General features: G+C 67.4%; 1 protein-coding gene. It reads left to right on the top strand.

Annotated elements, in window-relative coordinates; genetic code table 11:
• The first annotated feature begins 1,039 nt into the window (after positions 1-1,039).
• Entirely contained in the window at positions 1,040-1,384 is a 345-nt protein-coding gene (locus AC1DXJ_RS20235; protein ID WP_477637858.1) for a hypothetical protein, read from the top strand.
• Positions 1,385-1,670: the final 286 nt, after the last annotated feature.

The following is a 1,670-nucleotide window of genomic DNA, read 5'->3' as shown; positions in this document are numbered from 1 at the left end:
ACCTGCAAGGGCTGCGGGCGACGCATCCGGATTGAGCTGGCCTCGGGGGTGCTGTGCAGGCCGTGCCAGATTCGCATCGAGCGGGCCCAGAAACGGGCCTGAGACGGCAGCGGAGCCGGACAGGGCCCCACGGAGTGGGATGTCCGGCCCGCGCCCTCTCGGGATGGTCTCTGGGGTGTCTAGATGCTCGTCTGGTGCTGCGGGACACGCCGTAGACAGCAACATCCCCCACGCCCTGCAGAGGGTGGGGGATGCTCCCGAGTGTCGAGTTCGGTAGTTGGAGGATACCCACAAGGGGTGACAACAGCGCCGGACCTCGATGAGGCTCGGCGTTTCTTTGTGTGGCACGCCGTCTCACCGGCAGGTGGGAGAACAACCGCACCCCTGACCAATCGAGTCGACCAGGGCACTCACGGCCACGACGTCTAGGCCGAACATGCGCACAGCGACACCTCCTGAGGGCGGGTCGCTATTCGTGGTGCGCGGGTGGGTTAGCGATGGTGGGTCTTACCCAGCCGGAGCGAAGCGGAGGCTGGGGGATAGCCCTGCCCGCTTGCGGTCCGATGTGCCATCCTGTGAGTGCCTGCCAGCGGATCCACGGCAAGCACCGGCCCCGGCCCGAGCCTCATCAACCGCTGCTCGGTACGGGGTTTCGGTGTGTCTGTGCACGCTGGGAAGTCGCCGTGATGTGGGTCTGGATCCGGCTGGGGGATTTCGTGCTGCGCTCTAGGGGTGCGTCGGCTGGTTGGTGCGACGTCGAGCTTCTGTGACCGGGCGGGTCTGCGATGGCGCCGCGTGCGGGTGGTGATCGCCTGGGGGCGTGCTGGGAATCGGCGAAGCGAGGGCCTCCCCCACCCGTCGAGGCGCAGTAGACGTCACGCGGCGCGGTCCGGCTGTCCGGAGCACGAGTGCGGGAGGTCGCTCCCTGCCGGACGCACAGGGCTTGTCCTATGTGCCACAACTGCACGTTTTGCTTTTTCGTGCTCACGGATCCTCGCGGGGTAGTGACTTTTCGCAACTTTGTTGGCAGGATGGGGGTATGGGTGGACGACAGACGAAGCGACAGCGCAGGGCGGCGGGGATCCAGCACGCTCGGGAGGTCTACACCGACGCTGAGCTAGGGATCCGGGCGGACCTCGATCGACAGGGTCGCCTGAAGGTGCAGTGGCACCCGGGTCGGGATGAGACGGTGGGGCTGATCAGTCTCGAGCGGCTACGGGGATTTCTCGACGCCGTGGAGGCGGAGCTGGTCCTGTCGCTGCGGGAGCAGGGCCTCTCATGGGACGAGCTCGGGTGGTGCTTGGGCCAGTCAGGCGAGGCTGTGAGACGGCGGCACTGGTCGGCGGATCTCGCGGTGAGCAGTGCTGGTGGCGGCGATGAGTAGCGGGCAGCAGTCCAAGCGATTTCGGCCGGCACTCGTGACCTGCAAGGGCTGCGGGCGACGCATCCGGATTGAGCTGGCCTCGGGGGTGCTGTGCAGGCCGTGCCAGATTCGCATCGAGCGGGCCCAGAAACGGGCCTGAGACGGCAGCGGAGCCGGACAGGGCCCCACGGAGTGGGATGTCCGGCCCGCGCCCTCTCGGGATGGTCTCTGGGGTGTCTAGATGCTCGTCTGGTGCTGCGGGACACGCCGTAGACAGCAACATCCCCCACGCCCTGCAGAGGGTGGG

This window comes from Pedococcus sp. P2_D9 (assembly GCF_056404275.1).
This window is presented reverse-complemented; position numbering and strand designations above follow the sequence as displayed.